The following is an 18,210-nucleotide window of genomic DNA, read 5'->3' as shown; positions in this document are numbered from 1 at the left end:
AGAAATGGAAATATTCGATCCGTTTTCGGTCACAGACCAAAGGCATGTGCCCTGTTCCCAACAAGCGGGGAACAGGGCACAGGCTACCGCCGGATGACGGTGGATCAGTTCAATCAGACGTTGACGCCGTGGGCGCGCAGGTAGGCCAGCGGGTCCATGTCGGAGCCGAAGTCGGGGGTGGTGCGCACCTCGAAGTGCAGGTGCGGACCGGTCACGTTGCCGGTGGCGCCCGACAGGCCCAGCTGCTGACCGGCCGAGACCGTCTGGCCGGCCGAGACCGACAGCGAGGACAGGTGGGCGTACTGCGAGTACCGGCCGTCGGCGTGCTTGACGACGACCTGGTTGCCGTACGAGCCGCCCCAGCCCGAGGAGACCACGGTGCCGGCGGCGATCGACTTCACCTTGGTGCCGGTCGAGGCGATGAAGTCGACACCGGTGTGGTAGCCCTTGGACCACATGGCGCCGGCCTGGTGGTAGGCGGTGCCCAGGGTGACGCGGTCGAGCGGGGCGGTGTAGCCGGAGGTGTAGGCGGCCTTGGCGGCGGCCGGGGCGGCCTTCGCGGCCTTCGGCGCGGGCTTGGCGGCGGCCTTCTCCCCGAGGGACAGGACCTGACCCGGGTAGATCAGGTTCGGGTTGCCGCCGATGACCGACTTGTTGTCGGCGTACAGCTTCTGCCAGCCGCCCTGGACCGACCGGGCGTCGGCGATCTTGGAGAGGGTGTCGCCGCCGGCGACCGCGTAGGAGCCGCCGGCGCTCTTCGGCGCGGTGGTGGCCTTCGGCGCGGTGGTGGCCTTCGGCGCCTCGGCCTTCCTGGCGGGGGCGGCGGGCTTGGCGGCGGGCTTCGCGGCCGTGCCGGAGACGCTCTCCGGGGTGGCCGACGGGTTGGCCATCGCCTTGGTCAGACCGGCCTTCGGACCGCACACGGGCCAGGCCTGCGGGCCCTGGGTCGCCAGGACCTTCTCCGCGGTCGCGATCTGCTGAGCCTTGGTGGCGAGGTCCGCGCGCGGGGCGTACTTCGTGCCGCCGAAGCCGGCCCAGGTGCTCTGGGTGAACTGCAGGCCGCCGTAGAAGCCGTTACCGGTGTTGATGGACCAGTTGTTGGTGCTCTCGCAGGCCGCGACCTTGTCCCAGACGCTCACGGGAGCGGCGTGGGCACCGGTGGCACCGATGATCGGGAGCGCCACGGCCGCACCGGTGGTGCCGGCCAGCGCGCTGATACGGGTGATACGGGTGTTCCGCGGACGACGGTGCTTTCCCTTACCGGGCATGCCGAATTCCTCTCCGACGCCTGCGAGGTAAGCTGTCGGGTTCGGGCTGGAGATGCCCGGCCGCAATGAGGCACGCCGTATGAAGGCGTGTCACTGCGACTTCACCCCTAGCCGTCCCGAGACCAACGGGAACGGCAAACTACCTGGGTCCCCCGCTCCTGCCGTGCGGTCTTGTCATCCGGCGTCCGGGCAGCGGCAGGACTAGGCGTTCCACCCGGAAGAATCTCGCAGGCATTTGTCCTGCGAGATCTGGAAGCTAAACGACGGAATCGTTCCGGGGCAAGGAGCGGAATCACGCCCCCCGGCATACCGCAAGTCGATCAATTACCTGCGTGACGTTACGTGAGAAGTGTCCGCTCTGCGTAGGCGAAAAATTGCCCCTCGGTAATCACGCGACATCGCCCGGTGAAATTCGGCGGGGAAAATCGACGCTGCGTCGCCCGGGGCCTGCGCTGCGTGTCCGGCACGTGACACCCATCACGCAACGAGGTATTACGCATGCACTGTGGGCGCATATGTCCGGTTAGATGCATCAATGCCGGATAAGAGCGGACGTGTTCCGGTCCAATCCACCCTCGACCGCGCCCTTCTGAGGGGCCGCCCGCACGAACACCCCCTGAGCCAACCGCCGGGGGCGGCCGGCGATTCCCGGATGCGCGGATACGGCACCGTCCGCGGTGTGGCGTACGCCACAACGCCCCCTCCGGAGGGGCCGGAAGAGCGGGCGGACGACGACGGAACTCCGGAAAACGGGCGTGACAGCGTCGATTCGGCGACGGTAGCCTCCCAATCCAGCACATTTTCTTACATCGCCCAGGAGCCCTCGCGTGCCCTATCTCGCCGCCGACGACCGCTACACCTCGATGGACTACCGCAGGACCGGGCGCAGTGGGGTCCTGCTGCCCGTCGTGTCCCTGGGCCTGTGGCACAACTTCGGCGACACCTCGCCGCTGGAGAACCAGCGCGCGGTGCTGCGCCGCGCCGTCGACCGCGGCGTGGTCCACATCGACCTGGCCAACAACTACGGCCCGCCCGCGGGCTCGGCCGAGGCCAATTTCGGCACGCTCCTCGCCCAGGACTTCCGCCCGTACCGCGACGAGCTCTTCATCGCGACCAAGGCCGGGTACGACATGTGGCCCGGTCCGTACGGCGAGTGGGGCAGCCGCAAGTACATGCTGTCCTCCCTCGACCAGTCCCTGGGCCGCATGGGCCTGGACCACGTCGACGTCTTCTACTCGCACCGCTTCGACCCGGACACGCCCCTGGAGGAGACCATGGGCGCCCTGGACTCCGCGGTCCGCCAGGGCAAGGCCCTCTACGCCGGCATCTCCAACTACCCCGCCGAGGCACACCGCCGCGCGACCGAGATCCTGCGCGAGCTGGGCACCCCCCTGCTGATCCACCAGGCGGCCTACAGCATTCTCCAGCGCGACCCGGAGGACGGCGTCCTCGACGCCGTCGGCGACACCGGAACCGCCCTCATCGCGTACTCGCCGCTCGCCCAGGGCCAGCTCACCGACCGCTACCTGGACGGCGTGCCCGCCGACTCGCGGATGGCGCTGGGCCACTTCCTCAAGCGCGACGCCCTGACCGAGCGGAAGCTCACCTTCCTGCGCGCCCTCGACAAGCTCGCGGGCGAGCGCGGCCAGACCCTGGCCCAGCTGGCCCTGACCTGGGTGCTGCGCGACCCGCGGGTCGTGTCCGTGCTCATCGGCGCGAGCAGCGTGGCCCAGCTCGACCAGAACCTCGCCGCCCTCGACGCGGGCCCGCTCGGCGCCGACGAGCTCGCCGAGATCGACCGTCTCTCCACCGAGGCGGGCGTGCGCATCCCGTAACCCCACCGCCGCGCACGGACGGGCCGGACCCCACGAGGGCCGGCCCGTCCTCGCGTACGCCGCCGGGCTCAGGCCAGACGGGCCTCCAGCGCGGCGCGGACGCCGGGCCACTCCTCGGCGAGGACCGAGTAGTACGCGCTGTCGCGGACGGTGCCGTCCACGGCACGGATGTGGGCGCGGCGAATGCCCTCGAAGCGGCCGCCGATGCGTTCGATCGCCGACCGGGAAAGCGCGTTGCGCGCGTCCGTCTTCAAGGTGACGCGGAACACACCCCACACGTCGAACGCGTGGGTGAGCAGCAGCAGCTTCGCCTCGGTGTTGCAGGGGGTGCGCTGGGCGGAGGCGGCGAGCCAGGTGCTGCCGATCTCGGCGACGGTGGGCACCGCGCCGTCGCGGGGCACGGAGGGGCCCGCGGGCCGGGCGGGGGTGGCCGTCCAGTAGTCGAGGTCGAGGAACCGGGTGGAACCGATCAGGGCGTCGCGCCTGACGTCCCGCACGGCGAAGGGGAGCGAGGCGCCGCTCGCCTGCTCCTGGAGGGCCTCCTCGACGTAGCGCGCCATCGCCTCACGGTCCTCGGGCACCTTGGTGTAGGCGTAGGTGTCGCGGGATTCGCTGGCGGCGCGCAGCAGCCCGTCCGTGTGGGCGGCGCTCAGCGGCTCCAGGCGGACGTGCCGGCCTTCCAAGATCACGGATTCGGGCATGCCCCGGATGGTGGTGTCCGGCCGGGTCGCCCGTCAAGCGCGTTTCCGCGGGGCGCGTCGGAGGCCGGGCGTCACGGATGCGAAAATGGGGGCATGAACAGCAACGACGTGTTCTTCGACATCACGATCGACGGCGAGCCCGCCGGACGGATCGTGTTCACCCTGTTCGACGACGTGGTCCCCAAGACCGCGCGGAACTTCCGTGAGCTCGCGACCGGCGAGCACGGCTTCGGCTTCGAGGGTTCGCACTTCCACCGCGTGATCCCCGACTTCATGCTCCAGGGAGGCGACTTCACCGCCGGCAACGGCACCGGTGGCAAGAGCATCTACGGCGAGAAGTTCGCCGACGAGAACTTCCAGCTCAAGCACACCAAGCCCGGCCAGCTCTCCATGGCCAACGCGGGCCCGAACACCAACGGCTCGCAGTTCTTCATCACCACGATCGTCACCGACTGGCTCGACGGCAAGCACGTGGTCTTCGGCGAGGTCGTCGAGGGCATGGACGTCGTCAAGAAGGTCGAGTCCCTCGGCTCGCGCACCGGCGCCACCAGCGCCCGCATCGAGATCGCCAAGTCCGGCACGGTCGCCTGACCCTGTCCCACGGTAGCGGCCCGGCACCGGTGCTCCCGGTGCCGGGCCGCCGTGATCCGCGGGTCAGCCGAAGGCCTTGACCGCCTGGTAGTAGGTCCAGGCGGTGCTGTTGCAGGCGGTCGCGGTCGCGCCGCCGTAGTTGCCGCAGATGCGCTTCAGGTCCTCGTAGAAGGCGCTGTCGAGGCGGCTCTTGTTGGCGGAGAAGGTGCCCATCGCCTTGTAGTTGCGGTAGCCGAAGTCGTGCCGGGCGCAGGAGTTCTGGAACGGGAAGCCGAAGGGGTTGTCCGGGGAGCTGCTGCAGTAGTCGGTGGACCAGTCGAAGCCGTAGGCCGCCCAGGCACCCTGGTTGCCGCGGGCGGACCACCAGCTGTTGTAGCTGGAGGCGCTGGTCTGGGTCCAACCGGCCAGCACCTGGGCCTTGTCGGCGGGAGCGGCCTGGGCGGGGACGGTGAAGACGACGGTGGCGACGGCGGCGACCGCGGTGGCGGCGAAACCGGTCGTGATTCGGCGCATGGGGACTCCAGTCACTGACGGGCGCGTTGTGACGCGCGGGCAGGGAGGTGCAACCGGATGCGGAACCGAACAGGTGGTACTGGTGTGCGAAGCCAGGATGGAGCTCCGAAGGTCTATGCGAGTAGATGTCGGACGGCAAAAATTGCATGAACATGACGACGTGCCGCCGACGGTGACCGTCGACGGCACGTCAAGAGCCCGACACCTCTGTCTGGTTCAGTGCCCCGCGGACCCCGCGGACCCCGCGGACCCCGCGGACCCCGCGGACCGCATGTCCCGCTAGGAAGCGCCGGTGTCGGGCGGCCCCGGCTCACCCGGCTCCGCGTGCTCCCACCGCGGATGATGGCGACGCGCCCACTCTGGCGTGACGAACCCCGTGCGCATCCCCAGCCGCGCCTCGGGGTCCCCCGCCGCCATCCACAGGTGTCCCGCCACCACGGCCGCCACCGCGAGGGCCAGCCAGTCGTGGACGAAGGTCGCGCCGGTACGCCACACCACACCGCTCAGGTGCGGGAACATCATCAGCAGACCGGTGCCGAGCATGACGAGCACCGCACCCGCGGCGAAGGACGCGTACAGCTTCTGGCCCGCGTTGAACTTGCCCGCCGTACGCCGGTCGTGGGGCACCCGGCGCACCGTGTCGCGCAGCCAGCCGCGGTCGTACGGGGCGAACCGGTTGAGCAGCCGCAGGTCGCGCCGGAAGGCGCGGGAGGCGAGGCCCAGGAGCGCGGGCAGCGGCAGGGCGATGCCGGACCACTCGTGAACCGTGACCACCAGCCGCCTGCGGCCCACGAGTTCGGCGAGCGGTGGCAGGTAGAGGGCCGCCGCCGTGACCAGGCAGACCAGCATCAGGGCGGCCGTCGCGCGGTGCACCCGGTGCTCGCCGCGGGTGAAGCGGCGCACCCTCTCAGGACGTGGGGTCATCGTGCCGTCCGTTCGAGCGGCCGACCCAGGCGTCGACCTCGTAGCCGTAGTGCTCCCAGTAACCGGGCCGTACGTCCCGGGTGACCTCGATGCCCGAGAGCCACTTGGCGGACTTGTAGAAGTACATCGGCGCCACGTAGAGCCGCACGGGGCCGCCGTGGGCCGTGCTGACCGGTTTGTCCTGCATCCTCAGGGCCACCAGGACGTCGTCCCTGCGGGCCTGTTCGAGGGTGAGGCTCTCGCTGTAGACCCCGTCGAAGCAGGTGAAGCGGACGGCCCCGGCACCGTCCTGCACGCCCGCGAGGTCGAGGAGGTGGGACAGCCGCACCCCTTCGAAGGGCGTACCGGGCACGCGCCATCCGGTCACGCACTGCACGTCGCGCACCAGCCGGGTCTGCGGCATCGCCCGCAGGTCGGCGAGGGTGTGGGTGGCCGTCCGGTCGACGAGGCCGGAGACGGTGAGGCGGTAGTCGGTCGCGTCCCGGTGGGGGACGGAGGGGGCCACGTTGTAGATGCGGAAACCGCCGCCCCCGGGGAGCAGCCCGCTGATCCCGGTCGGGTCCTTCCCCGCCACCTGGGAGAGCGCCGAGTCCAGGCCGTCCTGCGCACGGCTGCCGAACGCCACCCCGAGGGCGCCCAGCCCGAGCATCCCGAGCACCACGCGCCGGCCGACCGGCGTGCCCTTGTCGTCCATGGTTCTCACGGTAAGCCCGCGCGGTGCGGTTGCGGACCGCCGGGTGCCGCTCGTAAGCAAGCGGTAAGAGGTCGGCTACCGGGGCTAGCCGATCTCCAGGCCCGCGTAGTTCTCGGCGAGTTCGGCCGCCGCGTGCGGGGAGGCGGCGATCCGGTCCAGCTGGGAGATCTGCAGCCGGGTGTCGAAGTCGCTCTGCGCCGGGTCGGTGTGCAGGGTCGTGGTCATGAACCAGGAGAAGTGCTCGGCGCGCCACACCCGCCGCAGGCAGGTGTCGGAGTAGGCGTCGAGCAGGGCGCTGGAGCCGGTGTCGTCGAGGTGGGCGAGGGCGCGGGCCAGCACGATGACGTCGGCGGCGGCCAGGTTGAGGCCCTTGGCGCCGGTCGGCGGCACGATGTGCGCGGCGTCGCCGGCGAGCAGGACCCGTCCCCAGCGCATCGGCTCGGTCACGAAGCTCCGCATCGGCAGCACGGCCTTGGAGGTGACGGGGCCCCGGTCCAGCTTCCAGTCCCCGTCGACGGCGAAGCGGGCGTCCAGTTCGTCCCAGATCCGCTCGTCCGACCACTCGGCGGGGTCGGTGCCGTTGGGCACCTGCAGGTAGAGCCGGCTGACCTCGGGGGAACGCATGCTGTGCAGAGCGAAGCCGCGGGGCGAGTGGGCGTAGATCAACTCGTCGCACGACGGCGCGACGTCGGCGAGGATGCCCAGCCACGAGAACGGGTAGACCCGCTCGTACGTCCGCCGGGCGTGCTCCGGGAGCGCCGAGCGCGTCACGCCGTGGAAGCCGTCGCAACCGACCACGTAGTCGCAGGTGAGGGTTTTCTCCAGGCCCTCGTGGCGGTAGCGGACCACCGGACGGTCCGTGTCGGCCCCTTCCACGGCGTGCACATGGGCGCCGAACAGCAGCGGGGCCCCGTCCTCCAGCTGGAGGGCGATCAGGTCCTTGACGACCTCGGTCTGGGCGTAGACCCACACGCGCCGGCCCCCGGTGAGCGCCGGGAGGTCCACCCGGTGGGAACCGCGGTTCCAGCGCAGCTCGATGCCGTCGTGGACCAGGCCCTCGCGGTCCAGCCGCTCCCCCGCGCCGCAGGAGCGCAGCACGTCGACCGTGCCCTGTTCCAGGATCCCGGCGCGCTGGCGTCGCTCGACGTAGGCGCGTTCGCGGCTCTCCAGGACGACACAGTCGATGCCGTGGCCGTGGAGCAGACGGGCCAGCAGGAGGCCGGCGGGGCCGCCGCCGACGATGCCGACGGTGGTGTGGTGCTGCATGTGTTCTCCTACTCCTCTTCTTCCTCTTCCTCGAGGACGCGGTTCGCGACGGCGAACGCGGCGTTGGCCGCGGGAACCCCGCAGTAGACGGCGGACTGGAGCAGGACCTCCTGGATCTCCTCCCGGGTCAGGCCGTTGTGCCGGGCCCCGCGCACGTGCATCGCCAGCTCGTCGAGCCGGCCGTGGGCCACCAGCGCGGTCAGCGTGATGCAGCTGCGGGTCCTGCGGCTCAGGCCCGGCCTGGTCCAGATCTCGCCCCACGCGTAGCGCGTGATGAAGTCCTGGAAGGGGGCGGTGAAGGCGGTGGTGCGGGCGATCGCCCGGTCGACGTGCGCGTCCCCGAGCACGGCACGGCGGACGGCCATGCCCGCGGTGTGGCGGGCTCCGTCGTCGGCGGCGGGCTCGGTGGCGAAGTGCTGCAGGAGCGCGGCGAGGACGGGGGCGGGACGCTCGACGCCGGCCAGGTGCGCGGCGTGCGCCACCTCGGTGAGGCTCGCGCCGGGGATGCCGTCGGCGAGGACACGGGCGTCCGCGACCGGGGTCGCCGGATCGCCGCGGCCCGCGACGACGAGGGTCGGCGCCGTGATCCGGTGCAGGTCGGCGCGTACGTCGAAGGCGGCGAGGGCGTCGCAGAGGGTGGCGTACGCCTCCGGGTCGGCGGCGCGCAGGTCGTCCAGGAGGGCGCTGACGGCGGGGGCGCCGCTGAAGCCCGGGGTGAACCAGCGCCCGGCGGCGGTGTCGGCGACGGGTCCCGTGCCCTTCGCCCTGACCAGGCCGGCGCGTTCACGCCAGCGGTCCGGGTCGCCGAAGTCGGCGGAGGAGCACACGATCGCGAGCGCGGTGACCCGTTCGGGGTGGTGGATCGCGAGCCAGGTCCCCACGGCGCCGCCGAGGGAGACGCCGGCGTAGGCGAAGCGTTCGGCGCCCAGCGCGTCGGCGAGGGCCAGCACCGTGCGCGCCAGGTCCTCGACCGTGCCGTCCTCGGGGAGCAGCGACGCGGGGGTGCCGCCGTGGCCGGGCAGGTCCCAGCGGATGACGCGGTGACCGCGGGCCAGGGCCGGGACCTGCGGGTCCCACACGGCGAGCGAGGTGCCCAGGCTCGGGCCGAGGATCAGTGGCGGCAGGCCCGGGGCGCCGTCCACCCGGTGGTGCGGCAGTCGCGGTTCCACGGCCTCGTACGGCGTGCTCATGCGGGCTCCTCGCGGAAGGGGGCGGGGGCGGTCACGAGGACGTCCCCGCGGGGCCGGGGCGGCGCAGGGCGCGGTCGACGAGCGCGCCCGCGGAGCCGGTGTAGCGGGTGGGGTCGGTGAGTTCGCGCAGGCGGCCCTCGGGGAGGAGGCCGCCGAGCGCCGGGTCCTGCGCGAGGGCGTCGCCGAGGGTGATCCCCTCCTCGGCGACGCGCCTGGAGGCCCGCGCGAGGGCGGACCTGGCCTCGCCGCGGCCCATGAGAGCGGTCAGGTCGGCGGCGAGACGTTCGGTGACCACCAGCCCGCCGGTCGCGTCGAGGTTCTCGCGCATGCGGTGCGGGTGGACGCGCAGTTCCGCGGCGAGTCCGGCGGTGTCCCGGGCGGCGCCGCCGACGAGGCGCAGGGCCTCGCGCAGCGGCTGCCATTCGGCGTGCCAGGCGCCTGCCGGGCGCTCGTCCTCCGCGGCCAGCGAGCCGTACAGCACGGCGGCGAGCGCCGGTACCTGGCGGGCCGCGGCGGCGACGAGCGTGGCGCGGACGGGGTTGGCCTTGTGGGGCATGGCCGAGGAACCGCCGCCGGCGCCCTCGGTGACCTCCCCGGTCTCGGTGCGCGACAGCACCAGTACGTCGGCGGCGACCTTCCCCAGTGCGCCCGCCGCGAAGGCGAGTGCCCCGGCGAGGTCGGCGACGGGGGTCCGCAGGGTGTGCCAGGGCAGCGCGGGCTCCGCCAGGCCGGTCTCGGCGGCATAGGCGGCGAGGAGGCGCCCAGGGGCGGCGCTCGTGCCCGGGGCGGCGCCGTCCGCCTCGGCGAAGGCGCCGAAGGCGGCGAGTGTGCCGGCCGCGCCGCCCAGTTGTGCGGGCAGGCCGCCGCGGACGGCGGTCAGGCGGTCGTGCGCGTCCAGGACGAGGGCCCGCCAGCCGGCCGCCTTGAGTCCGAAGGTGGTGGGGACCGCGTGCTGCGTCAGGGTGCGGCCCGCCATCGGGGTGTCGCGGTGCTCCGCGGCGATCCGCTCCAGCACCCCGGCCGCTTCGGCGAGATCGTCCAGGACGGGGCGGAGCGCGCGGGACGCGACGAGCATCGCGGCGGTGTCCAGGACGTCCTGGCTGGTGGCGCCGCGATGTACATAGGGGGCGGCGTTCACGTCGCGCTCGCCCACGGCCTCGGTCAGGTCGGCCACCAGCGGGATCACGGGGTTGCCCCCGGCGCGTGCGCGCAGCGCCAGGTGGCGCGGGTCGAACCGGCCCGGTTCGGCCGCGGCGGCGGTCACCGCGGCCGCCGCGGACCCCGGTGCGAGGCCGAGCGCGGCCTGCGCCCGGGTCAGCGCGGCCTCGGCGTCGAGCATGCCCCGCACGAAGGCGGCGTCCCCGGTCGCCTCCTCGGCGGCCGACCCGGCCCGGACCGGGGAGAGCAGGCCGACGTCCGCGGCGGGGTCAGTCGAAGGCAAGGAAGACCGTCTCCTCATGGACCCCGTCGTACTGGAGCCGTACGTCGAAGCGGTGGACGCGCCCGCCCTCGGGAGTGGCGACCAGGGTGGCGCGCCGCTCCGGCGCCAGGGAGCCGAGCAGCGGGTCGCCCTCGGCGTCCCCGAGGTAGACCCGGGTGTGCAGATGGTGGAGCAGACCGCGGGCGAAGACGATCACCGACAGGTAGGGGACGCCGCCCGGTGGCAGCGTGTGGATCGCGTAGTGCCCGTCCGCGTCGGTGGCGATGCGCCCGAAGCCGGTGAAGACCAGTCCGTCGCGCCCCACGACGGAGCCGGTGACCGGGTCGCGCCGCAGCGAACCGGGGGCGCCGTGGCGGGAGCCGTCGGGTGCCGGCTGCCAGACCTCGAGGAGCGCGTCGGGGACGGGCTGCCCGGCACCGTCGTAGACCCAGCCGTGGACGGTGACGGTGTCCGGGTGCCCGGCCGGGGCGAGGTCTCCGCCCTTGGGGAACGGCAGCGCGTAGCCGAAGAAGGGGCCCACGGTCTGCGAGGGCGTGGGAGCGGGAGCAGGCGTCCCGGTGCTCATCGGCCCTCCTCGATCCAGGTGGCGGCCGGGCCGTCCAGGACGATGTCCCAGCGGTAGCCGAGCGACCGTTCGGGGGTGGACAGGTCGTGATCGTACGTCGCGACGAGCCGGCGCCGCGCCGAGTCGTCGGTGACGGACTGCAGGATCGGGTCGTACGCGAAGAGCGGGTCGCCGGGGAAGTACATCTGGGTGACCAGGCGCTGGGTGAAGGCCGGCCCGAAGAGCGAGAAGTGGATGTGCGCCGGGCGCCAGGCGTTGACGTGGTTGCGCCAGGGGTAGGCGCCGGGCTTGATGGTGACGAACTCGTAGGAGCCGTCCTCGCCGGTCAGGGTGCGGCCGACGCCCGTGAAGTGGGGGTCCAGCGGGGCGGGGTGGTCGTCGCGCTGGTGGGCGTAGCGGCCGGAGGCGTTGGCCTGCCAGATCTCCACGAGCTGGCCGCGCACGGGGCGGCCCGCGCGGTCCAGGACACGCCCGGTCACCCTGATGCGCTCGCCCAGCGGCTCGGCCCGGTGCTGGCGCGTCAGGTCGTGGTCGAGCGCCGTGACGTCGGTGACGCCGAAGACCGGCCCGGAGAGCTCGACCGCCTCGGGGTCGCCGGCCGCCGCGCCCGCCGCCACCAAGGGCCGCTTGGGGTGCCGCAGGACGCTGCTGCGGTAGGGGGCGTACCCCCGGTCGGGGTGGTCCCGGGCGGCTCCGCCGTCGGCGAGGCGCTTGGCGTGGGCCGCGCGCTCGTCGGCGATCTCGGCGGAGATCTCGCCCTGGGTGAGGGGGCTGCTCATACGGGACTCCTACCGTTCGAGGACCAGGGCCAGGCCCTGCCCGACGCCGATGCACAGGGCGGCGAGGCCGGTGCCCGAGCCCGCGGCCGCGAGCTGGTGGGCGACGGCGCCGGCGATGCGGGCGCCGGAGGCGCCGAGCGGGTGGCCGACGGCGATGGCGCCGCCGCGCGGGTTGACGATGGAGGGGTCGAGTCCGGGCCAGCCGGCGAGGCAGCCGAGCACCTGCGCGGCGAAGGCCTCGTTCAGCTCGACGGTGCCGAGGTCGCCGAAGCCCTTGCCGGCTTTGGCGAGCGCCTTGCGGACGGCTTCGACGGGGGCGAGGCCGAAGTAGTCGGGCTCGATGCCGGTGACGGCCGAGGCGCGGATGCGGGCCAGCGGCTCGCGGCCGGTGGCCTTCAGGCCCTCCTCGTCGACGATGAGCAGGGCCGCCGCTCCGTCGTTGAGGGGCGAGGAGTTGCCCGCCGTGACGGTGCCGCCGTCCTTGCGGAAGGCGGGCTTCAGCCGGGCGAGCGCCTCCATGGAGGTGTTGTCGCGGATCGTCTCGTCGCGCGGCAGGTCCACGCCCTCGACCGGGACGACCTCGGCCTCGTACAGGCCGTCCTTCCAGGCGCGGGCGGCCTTCTCGTGGCTGGCCACGGCGAAGGCGTCCTGCTGCTCCCTGGTGATGCCGTGCCGGTCGGCGATCAGCTCGGCGCTCTCGCCCAGCGGGATGGTCCACCGCGGGTCCATCCTCGGGTTGACCATGCGCCATCCGAGGGTGGTGGAGTACATCTCCTGGTGGCCCGCCGGGAAGGCGCGTTCCGGCTTGGGCAGCACCCACGGGGCGCGGCTCATCGACTCCACGCCGCCGGCGACGGCGACGGAGACGTCGCCGACGGCCACGGCGCGGGCGGCCTGGATCACGGCCTCCATTCCGGAGCCGCAGAGCCGGTTGACCGTGGTGCCGGGGACGGTGACGGGCAGCCCTGCGAGCAGTGCGGCCATCCGGGCGACGTTGCGGTTGTCCTCGCCGGCGCCGTTGGCGTCGCCGAAGAAGACGTCGTCGATCCTGGCCGGGTCGAGCTCGGGCGTACGGGCCACCAGGGAGGCCACGACGTGCGCCGCGAGGTCGTCGGGGCGCACTCCCGACAGGGCGCCGCCGTACTTGCCGACCGGTGTACGGACGGCGTCGACGATGTACACCTCACGCAGCTGCCCGCTCATCGGGCGCTCCCTTCTGCGGCGACGGCGACGTGCACCGGAGCCGCGGTCTTCTCCAGGATCTCCTGCGTGGTGACGCCGGGTGCGGTCTCCACGAGGACGAGTCCCCGGTCGGTGACGTCCAGGACGCCCAGGTCGGTGATGATCCGGTCCACGCACGCCTTGCCGGTGAGCGGCAGCGCGCACTCCCGGAGGATCTTGGGACTGCCGTCCTTGGCGGTGTGCGTCATGGTGACGATGACCCGCCGGGCGCCGTGCACCAGGTCCATGGCGCCGCCGATGCCGGTGACGAGCTTGCCGGGGATGGCCCAGTTGGCCAGGTCGCCTCGGGCGGAGACCTGCATGGCGCCGAGCACGGCGGTGTCGATGTGACCGCCGCGGATCATCCCGAAGGACAGCGCGGAGTCGAAGAAGGCCGCGCCCGGCAGCACGGTGACGGTCTCCTTGCCGGCGTTGATCAGGTCGGGGTCGACCTCCTCCTCGTACGGGAAGGGGCCGGTGCCGAGGATGCCGTTCTCCGACTCGAGGACGACCTCGACGCCTTCGGGAAGGTGGTTGGGGATCAGCGTCGGCAGGCCGATGCCGAGGTTGACGTACTCGCCGTCGCGCAGTTCCCGGGCCGCCCGGGCGGCCATCTCGTCGCGTGTCCAGGCCATCAGGCCCGCACCTCCCTGGCGGTGACGGTACGGAATTCGATCTTCTTGTCGGCGGCCTGCTCCGGGGTGAGCGCGACCACGCGCTGGACGAAGATGCCGGGCAGGTGCACCTGGTCGGGGTCGATCGCGCCGGGCTCGACGAGTTCCTCGACCTCGGCGACGGTGATCCGGCCGGCCATCGCGGCGAGCGGGTTGAAGTTGCGGGAGGCCTTGTTGAAGACCAGGTTGCCGTGGCGGTCGCCCTTGGCGGCGCGCACGAGGGCGAAGTCGGTGGTGATGCCGCGCTCCAGGACGTACTCGGCGCCGTCGAAGGCGCGCACCTCCTTGGGCGGGGAGGCCAGCGCCACGCCTCCGTCCCCGTCGTAGCGCCAGGGCAGGCCGCCCTCGGCGACCTGGGTGCCGACGCCCGCCGGGGTGTAGAAGGCGGGGATGCCGCAGCCGCCCGCGCGCAGGCGCTCGGCCAGGGTGCCCTGCGGGATCAGTTCGAGTTCCAGCTCGCCGGCGAGGTACTGGCGGGCGAACTCCTTGTTGGCCCCGATGTAGCTGCCGGTGACGCGGGCGATGCGGTGCGCGGCCAGCAGGACCGCGAGGCCCGAGTCGAGGGCGCCGCAGTTGTTGGAGACGACGGCGAGGCCGCCGACCCCGGCTTCGTACACGGCCTGGATCAGCGTGTTCGGCACGCCGCTCAGGCCGAAGCCGCCGACCGCCAGCGAAGCGCCGTCCTGGACGTCCGCTACGGCCTCAGCGGCCGAGGCGACCACCTTGTCCATCCTGCGCCCACTTTCTCGATCATCTTGTTCGTCCAGTGAACTTAAGTTCACAATTGCTCGTGCCGAGTCTGATCCTCGGGCGCCCGCTCTGTCAACGTTCCGGGGCGGTACGGTTTCGACGACATTTCGCCACGCTGGAGTGCTGATGACACCGCTGACCACCGCGACCGCTCCCCCTCCGCAGGAGGTCGTCGGCCCCCTGGTCCGGGGACTCGCGGTGCTGCGCGAGCTCGCCGCGGCGGACGGCCGCCGCTCGGTCGGCGACCTCGTGCGCGCCACCGGCCTGGCGCGCTCCACGGTGGACCGGGTGGTCAGCACCCTCGTCAGGACCGGGTACCTGCGGGTCGAGGGCCGCGACGCCGTTCTCGCCCCGCGGCTGATGGAGCTCGGCAACGCCTACCTCGCCGCCAGCCGCTTCCCCGACCTGCTGGGACCGCTCGCCGACGCCCTCGCGGACGGCCTGGACGAGTCCGTGTCCATCGCCGTGCCGGACGGCGACGGGGTCCGCTTCGTCCACCAGGCGACCCGGCGCCGCGCGATGTCGCTGACCTTCCGCATCGGCGACCAGCTGCCCGCCGAACGCGGCGCCCCCGGGGCGCTCTTCGCGGGCGACTGGGACGACGCCGACTGGGAGCGCTGGCGCCGCCGCCGCGCGGCGGACCCGCAGGACACCGGCTTCCCCGCGCTGCCACGGGGGCACGGCGACGCCGCAGCCTCCTTCACGGAGCGGGTCGCCGCCGCCGGTGCCCACGGCTGGTCCGCCGACGACCAGCTCATCGAACCGGGACTGATCGCCGTCGCCGTGCCCGTACGGGACGGCGCCGGGCGGCCGGTGTGCGCGGTGAGCGTGGTCAGCCACACCAGCAGGCACAGCGCCGGTTCGCTGCGCGAGGCCGTCCTGCCCCGGCTGCGGGAGACGGTCGCGGCCATGGAGGACGCCCTCTCCCGGCCGGCCGCCGCACCCGCCCCCTCACCGGGCGGCGCGTCCCCCGCCACCTGGACGCGGGCCTCCAAGCAGGAACTCGGGCCGGAGTTCGTGGAGTCGCTGGCCCGCGGGCTCACCGTGCTCACCGCCTTCGGCGAGGGCCGGGGCGAACTCCCCCTGACCGCCGTCGCCGAGGCCACCGGACTGGCCCGCGCCACCGCGCGGCGCTCCCTGATCACCCTGGAGCACCTGGGCTACGTCGCCTCCTCGGGACGCCTGTTCCGGCTCACCCCGCATGTGCTGGAGCTGGGCTGCGCCCACCTGTCGCGGCTGACGCTCCCCGAGATCGCCCAGCCCCACCTGATCGAACTGGTCGAGACGGTGCACGACTCCGCGTCGATGGCGGTGCTGTCCGGCGAGGACATCCAGTACGTGGCGCGCGTCCCCACCGTCCGCATCATGAGCGTCAACATCACTCTCGGCACCCGCTTCCCCGCGTACGCGACCGCGATGGGGCGCGTACTGCTGGCGGGGCTGCCCGAGCGCGAACGCGCGGCACACCTCGGGCGCACCGACTTCACGCGGCTGACCCCGTACACCGTCACGGACGCACCGCACCTGGCCCGGGTCATCGAGGAGGTCGCCGCCGACGGGCACGCCCTGGTCAGCGAGGAGCTGGAGGAGGGCCTGCGGTCCATCGCCGTCCCCGTCCGCGACCGCGAGGGCCGGGTGGTGGCGGCGATCAACGTCTCCATGCACGCCAGCCGCCGCTCCGTGGAGGAGTCGCGCTCCGAACTGCTGCCCCCGCTCCTCGCTGCCGCCGCGCGCATCGGCGACGACCTGCGCGTGGCGGGCCGTTACGCGCGCGTGCCGGCCGGCTGAGGAGCCTGTGGACAAGTGGTCCGCGGCGTCCGCGAGAGGGCATCATCGAGGAACACGGGGGACGCGAGGGGGTGGGCGGTGAACACGGTGTGGGCGTCGTTACGGGCGCTGCTGGCGATCGTGCTGCTGGCGGGGCTCGTCGTCCTGATCGGGGGGCTCGGCCTCGGCATCCTGGGGCTGCTGGGCCTCTTCCTGCTCGCGGCCCGTGACGGCCAGACGGACCTCGCGCTGCGCGGTGTCCTCATCGCGGCGGTCTCCGTCCCGCTGCTGCTGAGCATGGCCCAGGGGCTGGGCGCGATAACCCGGTCGACCCCCCTGCGTCCGGACGCGGTGCAGGTGTCCCGCGAAGAGGCGCCCGCGCTGTGGGAGTTGGCCACGGGCATCGCCTGGCGGGTCGGGGCGCGCCCGCCGGACGTGCTGCTGCTGACCGGGGACGCCAACGCCTCCGTTTCCGAGGACGGGGCGGCCCTGGGCCTGCTGTCCGGGCAGCGGCGGCTCCACCTGGGACTGCCCCTGCTGTCGAGTCTCACCCACGCAGAGCTGAGGGCCGTGCTGGCCCACGAGTTCGGCCATTTCTCCCACCAGCACACCCGGTTCGGCGCGGTCGCCTACCGGTGCGACGTGGCACTGGCCACGACGCTCGGTCAGTGGGACACCGGGAGACGGTGGTTCTCCCTCCCGCACCTCGTGGTCCGCGGCTCGGTACGGCTGTACACGCTGGCCTTCCGGTGGCTCACCTTCGCGGTCCGCCGCCATCAGGAACTGGAGGCGGACCGTACGGCCGCGCGTCTGGCAGGACGAGAGGTGACGGCCTCGGCGCTGCGCGCGACGCACGGCACCGCGTCGGCGTGGCAGAGGTTCCGGCGGGAGTGGCTCGGTCCGTCCGCCCTCGCGGGGATGCACCCGGACAACCCCTACCTGGCGTTCCGTTCGCTCCTCGGCGAGCTGGGCGTCCGTCGCGTGCCGGTGGACGACGAACGCACCCGCTCGCACCGGCGCGACTCTCATCCCCCGCTCGGCCTCAGGCTGCGCCGCCTCGGGGAACTCGACGTCCCGCCCGGGGAGGACGACGGCACGGGGGCGCTCCGGCTGCTGCCCGAGGACCTGGGAGGGGTGCTCGAGGAGCTGCGGGGTCCATCGGGCCGCGGCCAGACGACCGTACCGTGGGAGCGCTGGATCGAGCTCTCCGCCAACCGCGTGGCGGGCACCCGCGCCTGGGACCTGCTGCGTGCCGCGTCCCGCGCGACCGGGGAGCGGCTACCGGGGCTGGACACGGTGCTGCGTCTGCTCGCCGACGACGGACCGGCGCCGCTGGTCCAGGAGTTCGACGGCACCCGGGAGGAGCTGGCGGAGGCGCTGTACGCGCTGGTGGGCCACACCCTGCTCAGGGAGGGACGGGCCTCCTGGATCCCGCTCTGGGGCGGCGGCACGCGCCTGGTGTGCGACGGCCTCGCCGACGACGGGCTGCGCGTGCTCGTCGCGGAGGCGCTCTCCGAGCCGCCGGTCCTCGACCGGCTGCGGCTCCACCTCACGCTGCTGGACGTGGACCCCGACCGGTCGGGGCCGCCAGACCCGGCGAATCCGTGGGTCGAGGGGATACCGGGCGACGCGAGGGAGCCGTCCTTCCGTGGATGGGAGTTCACGACCGTCGTGGACCCCGAAGCGGAGGAGCGGAAGAAGCGCCAGACCCGTGCCACGCTGGTGACGATGGGCGCGGCCGCCCTCGTCCTGACCATCATCGCGACGGCCGGCGGCAACGACGACACGCAGACACCGTCACCGGCCGTGACACTCTGCCGCATCGTCGACGGGACACTGGACTGCGGCCCGCGGATACCCGGAGCGACCGACTATCCGGCCCTGGACTGGCGGACGGCCTTCCCCTCCTACCAGCCGACGTACGTCCCCTCCCTGTTGCCGCTGCCGAGCCTCAGTCTCCCGCTGCGTTCGCTCCCCGACGTGTCCGACCTGGTGGTGCCGATCAGGCCCGCCCCCACCCGCTGAACGCGG

The 18,210-nt window shown here is 73.0% G+C and carries 17 protein-coding genes and 1 riboswitch; of the genes, 4 read left to right on the top strand and 13 right to left on the bottom strand.

Annotated features, from left to right (window positions below; translation table 11 throughout):
• Positions 1-113: 113 nt before the first annotated feature.
• A complete protein-coding gene (locus B085_RS0130435) occupies positions 114-1,268 on the bottom strand; it encodes a transglycosylase family protein (protein ID WP_018562389.1) in 1,155 nt (384 codons plus the stop codon).
• A 4-nt stretch (positions 1,269-1,272) separates the two neighbouring features.
• A riboswitch (cyclic di-AMP (ydaO/yuaA leader) is annotated at positions 1,273-1,462 on the bottom strand.
• A gap of 633 nt (positions 1,463-2,095) precedes the next feature.
• Between B085_RS0130435 and B085_RS0130430 the strand changes: the two genes are divergently transcribed.
• Positions 2,096-3,103: an aldo/keto reductase gene (locus B085_RS0130430; RefSeq protein ID WP_018562388.1), complete on the top strand. Its 1,008-nt coding sequence runs from the start codon at positions 2,096-2,098 to the stop codon at positions 3,101-3,103.
• 68 nt (positions 3,104-3,171) lie between these two features.
• On the opposite strand, the gene B085_RS0130425 is transcribed toward B085_RS0130430, so the two are convergent.
• Complete coding sequence (locus tag B085_RS0130425) at positions 3,172-3,804, bottom strand: GNAT family N-acetyltransferase (protein ID WP_018562387.1); 633 nt, start codon at positions 3,802-3,804, stop codon at positions 3,172-3,174.
• Between the two features lie 93 nt (positions 3,805-3,897).
• Here B085_RS0130425 and B085_RS0130420 point away from each other — a divergent pair, with 93 nt between their 5' ends.
• Complete coding sequence (locus B085_RS0130420) at positions 3,898-4,395, top strand: peptidylprolyl isomerase (RefSeq protein ID WP_018562386.1); 498 nt, start codon at positions 3,898-3,900, stop codon at positions 4,393-4,395.
• Positions 4,396-4,458: 63 nt separating this feature from the next.
• Here B085_RS0130420 and B085_RS0130415 read toward each other — a convergent pair whose 3' ends face one another.
• From B085_RS0130415 to B085_RS0130365, 11 genes are all read right to left on the bottom strand, one after another.
• A complete protein-coding gene (locus B085_RS0130415) occupies positions 4,459-4,908 on the bottom strand; it encodes a phospholipase (protein WP_018562385.1) in 450 nt (149 codons plus the stop codon).
• A gap of 279 nt (positions 4,909-5,187) precedes the next feature.
• Positions 5,188-5,832, bottom strand: a complete 645-nt coding sequence (locus B085_RS44285; protein ID WP_051102206.1) for a cytochrome b/b6 domain-containing protein — start codon at positions 5,830-5,832, stop codon at positions 5,188-5,190.
• Positions 5,816-6,526, bottom strand: a complete 711-nt coding sequence (locus tag B085_RS0130405) for a molybdopterin-dependent oxidoreductase (protein ID WP_018562383.1) — start codon at positions 6,524-6,526, stop codon at positions 5,816-5,818. Before B085_RS0130405 ends, B085_RS44285 begins: the two co-directional genes overlap by 17 nt.
• An 84-nt stretch (positions 6,527-6,610) precedes the next feature.
• On the bottom strand, positions 6,611-7,792 hold the full coding sequence (locus B085_RS0130400; RefSeq protein WP_018562382.1) for a 4-hydroxybenzoate 3-monooxygenase: 1,182 nt from the start codon (positions 7,790-7,792) through the stop codon (positions 6,611-6,613).
• An 8-nt stretch (positions 7,793-7,800) separates the two neighbouring features.
• The gene (pcaC, locus tag B085_RS0130395) at positions 7,801-8,982 is read right to left on the bottom strand and encodes a 4-carboxymuconolactone decarboxylase (protein WP_018562381.1); all 1,182 of its coding nucleotides are present in this window, start codon (positions 8,980-8,982) and stop codon (positions 7,801-7,803) included.
• Positions 8,983-9,013: 31 nt separating this feature from the next.
• Positions 9,014-10,441, bottom strand: coding sequence for a 3-carboxy-cis,cis-muconate cycloisomerase (pcaB, locus tag B085_RS0130390; RefSeq protein WP_051102205.1), 1,428 nt, complete (start codon positions 10,439-10,441; stop codon positions 9,014-9,016).
• Complete coding sequence (gene pcaG, locus B085_RS0130385) at positions 10,410-10,988, bottom strand: protocatechuate 3,4-dioxygenase subunit alpha (RefSeq protein ID WP_018562379.1); 579 nt, start codon at positions 10,986-10,988, stop codon at positions 10,410-10,412. The genes pcaB and pcaG overlap by 32 nt, the downstream gene beginning before the upstream one ends.
• Entirely contained in the window at positions 10,985-11,767 is a 783-nt protein-coding gene (gene pcaH, locus B085_RS0130380; RefSeq protein WP_018562378.1) for a protocatechuate 3,4-dioxygenase subunit beta, read from the bottom strand. Before pcaH ends, pcaG begins: the two co-directional genes overlap by 4 nt.
• A 9-nt stretch (positions 11,768-11,776) precedes the next feature.
• The gene (locus tag B085_RS0130375; RefSeq protein ID WP_018562377.1) at positions 11,777-12,970 is read right to left on the bottom strand and encodes a thiolase family protein; all 1,194 of its coding nucleotides are present in this window, start codon (positions 12,968-12,970) and stop codon (positions 11,777-11,779) included.
• Entirely contained in the window at positions 12,967-13,623 is a 657-nt protein-coding gene (locus tag B085_RS0130370; RefSeq protein ID WP_018562376.1) for a CoA transferase subunit B, read from the bottom strand. The genes B085_RS0130375 and B085_RS0130370 overlap by 4 nt, the downstream gene beginning before the upstream one ends.
• Positions 13,623-14,393, bottom strand: a complete 771-nt coding sequence (locus tag B085_RS0130365; RefSeq protein ID WP_018562375.1) for a CoA transferase subunit A — start codon at positions 14,391-14,393, stop codon at positions 13,623-13,625. Before B085_RS0130365 ends, B085_RS0130370 begins: the two co-directional genes overlap by 1 nt.
• A 145-nt stretch (positions 14,394-14,538) precedes the next feature.
• On the opposite strand from B085_RS0130365, the gene B085_RS0130360 reads away from it, so the two are divergent.
• Entirely contained in the window at positions 14,539-16,200 is a 1,662-nt protein-coding gene (locus B085_RS0130360) for an IclR family transcriptional regulator domain-containing protein (RefSeq protein WP_018562374.1), read from the top strand.
• Between the two features lie 78 nt (positions 16,201-16,278).
• Positions 16,279-18,204 carry a M48 family metallopeptidase gene (locus B085_RS45965; protein ID WP_018562373.1) on the top strand — a complete coding sequence of 642 codons (1,926 nt, stop codon included), beginning with the start codon at positions 16,279-16,281 and terminating at the stop codon, positions 18,202-18,204.
• The last annotated feature ends 6 nt before the right edge of the window (positions 18,205-18,210 follow it).

It is taken from the genome of Streptomyces sp. BoleA5 (assembly GCF_000373665.1).
In the GTDB taxonomy this organism is placed as follows: domain Bacteria; phylum Actinomycetota; class Actinomycetes; order Streptomycetales; family Streptomycetaceae; genus Actinacidiphila.
Note: the sequence above shows the minus strand (reverse complement) of the source record. Positions and strands in the feature narration are given on the sequence as shown.

Excerpts from the sequence above, each read along its gene's own strand:
- pcaG (WP_018562379.1), bottom strand. The coding sequence starts at position 10,988 with ATGAGCACCGGGACGCCTGCTCCCGCTCCCACGCCCTCGCAGACCGTG.
- pcaB (WP_051102205.1), bottom strand. The coding sequence starts at position 10,441 with ATGAGGAGACGGTCTTCCTTGCCTTCGACTGACCCCGCCGCGGACGTC.
- pcaH (WP_018562378.1), bottom strand. The coding sequence starts at position 11,767 with ATGAGCAGCCCCCTCACCCAGGGCGAGATCTCCGCCGAGATCGCCGAC.
- B085_RS0130405 (WP_018562383.1), bottom strand. The coding sequence starts at position 6,526 with ATGGACGACAAGGGCACGCCGGTCGGCCGGCGCGTGGTGCTCGGGATG.
- pcaC (WP_018562381.1), bottom strand. The coding sequence starts at position 8,982 with ATGAGCACGCCGTACGAGGCCGTGGAACCGCGACTGCCGCACCACCGG.
- B085_RS0130400 (WP_018562382.1), bottom strand. The coding sequence starts at position 7,792 with ATGCAGCACCACACCACCGTCGGCATCGTCGGCGGCGGCCCCGCCGGC.
- B085_RS0130375 (WP_018562377.1), bottom strand. The coding sequence starts at position 12,970 with ATGAGCGGGCAGCTGCGTGAGGTGTACATCGTCGACGCCGTCCGTACA.
- B085_RS0130420 (WP_018562386.1), top strand. The coding sequence starts at position 3,898 with ATGAACAGCAACGACGTGTTCTTCGACATCACGATCGACGGCGAGCCC.
- B085_RS0130365 (WP_018562375.1), bottom strand. The coding sequence starts at position 14,393 with ATGGACAAGGTGGTCGCCTCGGCCGCTGAGGCCGTAGCGGACGTCCAG.
- B085_RS0130415 (WP_018562385.1), bottom strand. The coding sequence starts at position 4,908 with ATGCGCCGAATCACGACCGGTTTCGCCGCCACCGCGGTCGCCGCCGTC.
- B085_RS0130360 (WP_018562374.1), top strand. The coding sequence starts at position 14,539 with ATGACACCGCTGACCACCGCGACCGCTCCCCCTCCGCAGGAGGTCGTC.
- B085_RS0130435 (WP_018562389.1), bottom strand. The coding sequence starts at position 1,268 with ATGCCCGGTAAGGGAAAGCACCGTCGTCCGCGGAACACCCGTATCACC.
- B085_RS0130370 (WP_018562376.1), bottom strand. The coding sequence starts at position 13,623 with ATGGCCTGGACACGCGACGAGATGGCCGCCCGGGCGGCCCGGGAACTG.
- B085_RS44285 (WP_051102206.1), bottom strand. The coding sequence starts at position 5,832 with ATGACCCCACGTCCTGAGAGGGTGCGCCGCTTCACCCGCGGCGAGCAC.
- B085_RS0130425 (WP_018562387.1), bottom strand. The coding sequence starts at position 3,804 with ATGCCCGAATCCGTGATCTTGGAAGGCCGGCACGTCCGCCTGGAGCCG.